The organism is Mesorhizobium sp. WSM4813 (genome assembly GCF_055811555.1).
Genome location: NZ_JBVVQU010000123.1, coordinates 1 through 3,834 on the forward strand (window position 1 = coordinate 1; position 3,834 = coordinate 3,834).

Consider the following 3,834-nt stretch of genomic DNA (forward strand, 5'->3'; position numbering starts at 1 on the left):
CGGGGGCTGCGCGGCGGACACGCCAACGTCACCGCTGAATGCCACGCCATTTTTGCAGAACTTGACGCACACAACTTCCTGTCTTGAACAGACCTGGTTAGGAACTGAAAGGAAGAGTAGGGATTTGGGAGGACAGCATGGTCGAGGATCTATCCGGTCATCATGCCGACCGTATACAGGCCGCAATCGCGTCCGATGCCGCGGCGAAATCCGCTCTGGTCGCCTCCTGGCGACGCTCGTCGAATCTGCACCGGCTCGATCCAACCGATCCCAAACCGCCGCGATACCTGACTGAGGCCGAATTCATCGAGGCCAGACAACAGATCGAACCGCTCGTCCGAGCTGCCCAATCAAGCCTTAATAGACTTTACCTTGCGGTCGGAGGTGTTGGATGCTGCGTGCTTCTCGCTAACCGTGATGGCGTACCGGTCGAACGACGCGGAGCGCCTGCAGATGACAAGACGTTTCATTCCTGGGGCTTGTGGACAGGATCGGTTTGGAACGAGGAGAGCGAGGGCACCAACGGCATCGGCACCTGTCTAGTCGAGCAGCGCGTGCTGACGATCCACCGCGAACAGCATTTTCACACGCGTAATACCGCCCTGAGTTGCATCACCGCGCCCATCTACGATCACGAGGGGGAGCTTGTTGCTGCCCTCGACGTGTCTTCCTGCCGGGCGGATCTAACCGAAGCCTTCGCCAATCTCATTTCCGTAGCTGTAGTCGACGCCTCGCGGCGCATCGAGGCGGAGAACTTCAAGATGGCGTTCCCCAAGGCGCGAATTCTGCTCGCACCGGTGGCCGACAAGGGTTCTGGGGCGCTGGTCGCGGTTGATGCGGACGACCTTGTGGTCGGTGCGACCCGCTCAGCGCGCCTGGCGCTTGGAATCACACAAAAGTGTCTCCAGAAGCCAATCCCTGCGGCCGATCTGATTGCTGGGGCGAGGAAAGTCACCGAAGTCCTCGCCGAGGCGGAGCGCGGGGTGCTGCAACGGGCGCTGGCGCGGACAGATGGAAATGTCTCGGCCGCGGCCGAAGCGCTCGGGATCAGCCGTGCGACGCTCCACCGGAAGCTCAACCGGCTGGATGTCCATAGGTCGCACTGATCTTTTCGAATCCAGCATGACTGTCGCAATTCTGCGACACGTCCCATCCGCACACTGTCCTCGGCATCGTGACAGCGTGCGGGGAGATGCGGCAAGTCTCTTCGCCGAAGCGTCGCATCCCGCGACGTTGTTTCGGGAGGAAGACATGAATAAGGTTGAATTCTCACGCTCGGTCAAGGCGCCCTTCGACAAGCGCTATGGCAATTTTATCGGCGGCAAATGGGCCGAGCCGCTTTCCGGCAGGTATTTCGAAAACTTCTCGCCAGTGAACGGTCATTTATTGTGCGAAGTCGCCCGCTCTGGCGCAAGCGACATCGAAGCAGCGCTCGACGCGGCGCATGCGGCCAAGGACGCCTGGGGGCGCACCAGCGTGGCCGAGCGTGCGCTGATCCTCAATCGCATCGCCGATCGCATGGAGGAGAACCTCGATCTCCTCGCGCTCGCTGAAACCTGGGACAACGGCAAGCCGATCCGCGAAACGACAGCAGCCGATCTGCCGCTCGCCATTGACCATTTCCGCTATTTTGCCGGCGCCGTGCGCGGCCAGGAAGGCAGCCTTTCCCAGATCGACGAGGATACCGTTGCCTATCATTTCCACGAGCCGCTCGGGGTGGTCGGCCAAATCATTCCCTGGAACTTCCCCCTGCTGATGGCATGCTGGAAGCTGGCGCCGGCGCTTGCCGCCGGAAACTGCGTCGTGCTGAAGCCCGCCGAGCAGACTCCCGCCGCCATCCTGCTGTGGGCTGATTTGATTGGCGATCTGCTCCCGCCCGGCGTGCTTAATATCGTCAATGGCTTCGGCCTGGAGGCCGGCAAGCCGCTCGCGTCCTCGTCGCGCATCGCCAAGATCGCCTTTACCGGCGAAACCACGACGGGCCGGCTGATTATGCAGTACGCTAGCCAGAACCTGATTCCCGTCACACTGGAACTCGGCGGTAAGTCGCCCAACATCTTCCTCAAGGATGTGGTCGCCGAGGACGACGATTTCTTCGACAAGGCGATCGAGGGCTTTGTCATGTTCGCGCTGAACCAGGGCGAAGTCTGCACTTGCCCGAGCCGCGCGCTGATTCATGAATCGATCTACGACACGTTCATGGAACGTGCGCTGAAGCGCGTCGAGGCAATCGTGCAGGGCGATCCGCTCGATCCGGCAACGATGATCGGCGCGCAGGCTTCGTCAGAGCAGTTGGAAAAGATCCTGTCCTATATCGACATAGGCCGCCATGAGGGAGCTGAGCTGCTGACCGGCGGCGCACGCAACGTGCTGCCTGGCGATCTGGCGGGCGGCTACTACGTCAAGCCGACAGTGTTCAAGGGCCACAACAAGATGCGCATCTTCCAGGAAGAAATCTTCGGGCCGGTGGTTTCGGTCACGACCTTCAAGGACGAGGACGAGGCGTTACGAATAGCCAACGATACGCTCTACGGCCTCGGCGCCGGTGTCTGGACCCGCGACGGCAACCGCGCCTACCGCTTCGGCCGCGCCATCCAGGCAGGCCGCGTCTGGACCAACTGCTACCACGCCTACCCGGCGCACGCGGCCTTCGGCGGCTACAAGCAGTCGGGTATCGGCCGCGAGACCCACAAAATGATGCTGGACCATTACCAGCAGACCAAGAACATGCTGGTCAGCTACAGCCCGAAGAAGCTCGGCTTCTTCTGATCGCGTCCGAAGGTGCCACATTGGCGCGGCCCTCCGGGCCGCGCTGCAAATTGGAAACAAACGAAACCATGCACCCGGAAGTCGCGACCACCGGCAGCCCTGACACCCATCGCACAGATCTCCTGATGCTCAGGATTGCGCCGCAATGACATCCGTCGGTCGAGAGGTGCCGTTCTGAAGCGTGCTCCACGATATCCGCCAGATTCTTTGCTGCCCTCAACTGGCACCGTGATGGATGTACCGCATGCGAAATGTGCTCAAAGCACTACCTTTTCAGTTTGACTGTCATCCAGGCCGCTGGCCGTACGAGGCGGGGTTACGCCTGGTCAAATGATGGACGAGAGCCGAGATTTGATCCCGGTCAATGAAAGCTCCCGTCAATGGCTGATGTTAGGGAAGTTTCACCGACCGCAGCTGCCTGCGAATGGTCCGACAAAGCGCGGAACAAATGACGGATATCGAAGGATGATTGTCCAAACACTGTCGATTCCGGAATGCACGACGCTGCTCGAGAAAAATCGGCTCGCGCGGTTGGCATGCGCGAAGGACGGTCAGCCCTACCTGGTTCCGATCTATTATGCCTATGCGCAACGTTATCTCTACGCGTTCTCGATGCCTGGCAAGAAGATCGACTGGATGCGGGAAAATCCTCTGGTGTCGGTCCAGGTCGACGAGCAAGGCAAAGGTCGCGAATGGAAGAGCGTCGTCGTTGATGGCCGCTATGAAGAGCTTCCTGATCAAATCGGCAACAAGGTGGACCGGGATCACGCATGGTCGATCTTGAGTAGACATGCCAATTGGTGGGAGCCGGGAGCCCTAAAGCCGGCCACACTCGCAGTGTCGGACCATTCGCCGCATGTGTTTTTCAGGATTGCAGTCGAGCAATTGTCCGGGCGCGCCGTAAGGGAGTAGTGGGCATGACACGGGAATTTGCTTCGGCAGTTCGAGTTACCGCATTCGCATCGCGCGGGAGGTCGCTTTGACCCGTCTAGAGCACGTCCTGTGATCGATGAATCGATTGTGATGTGACAGCTGCGTCTTGTGCTGATTCAACATCCACCTCGA

General features: G+C 60.0%; 3 protein-coding genes. All 3 read left to right on the forward strand.

All coding sequences use genetic code 11. The features are described 5' to 3' along the window. The first annotated feature begins 137 nt into the window (after nucleotides 1-137). The 3 genes from AC0L25_RS32195 (at nucleotide 138) to AC0L25_RS32205 (ending at nucleotide 3,681) form a co-directional block, all read left to right on the forward strand. On the forward strand, nucleotides 138-1,106 hold the full coding sequence (locus tag AC0L25_RS32195) for a helix-turn-helix domain-containing protein (RefSeq protein ID WP_473599146.1): 969 nt from the start codon (nucleotides 138-140) through the stop codon (nucleotides 1,104-1,106). A gap of 145 nt (nucleotides 1,107-1,251) precedes the next feature. After that, nucleotides 1,252-2,769: an aldehyde dehydrogenase gene (gene adh / locus AC0L25_RS32200; protein WP_473599147.1), complete on the forward strand. Its 1,518-nt coding sequence runs from the start codon at nucleotides 1,252-1,254 to the stop codon at nucleotides 2,767-2,769. A 465-nt stretch (nucleotides 2,770-3,234) separates the two neighbouring features. Continuing rightward, the gene (locus AC0L25_RS32205; RefSeq protein WP_473599148.1) at nucleotides 3,235-3,681 is read left to right on the forward strand and encodes a pyridoxamine 5'-phosphate oxidase family protein; all 447 of its coding nucleotides are present in this window, start codon (nucleotides 3,235-3,237) and stop codon (nucleotides 3,679-3,681) included. Nucleotides 3,682-3,834 lie beyond the last annotated feature (153 nt).

Coding starts and splice junctions, on each gene's coding strand:
- AC0L25_RS32195 (WP_473599146.1), top strand. CDS start 138: ATGGTCGAGGATCTATCCGGTCATCATGCCGACCGTATACAGGCCGCA.
- adh (WP_473599147.1), top strand. CDS start 1,252: ATGAATAAGGTTGAATTCTCACGCTCGGTCAAGGCGCCCTTCGACAAG.
- AC0L25_RS32205 (WP_473599148.1), top strand. CDS start 3,235: ATGATTGTCCAAACACTGTCGATTCCGGAATGCACGACGCTGCTCGAG.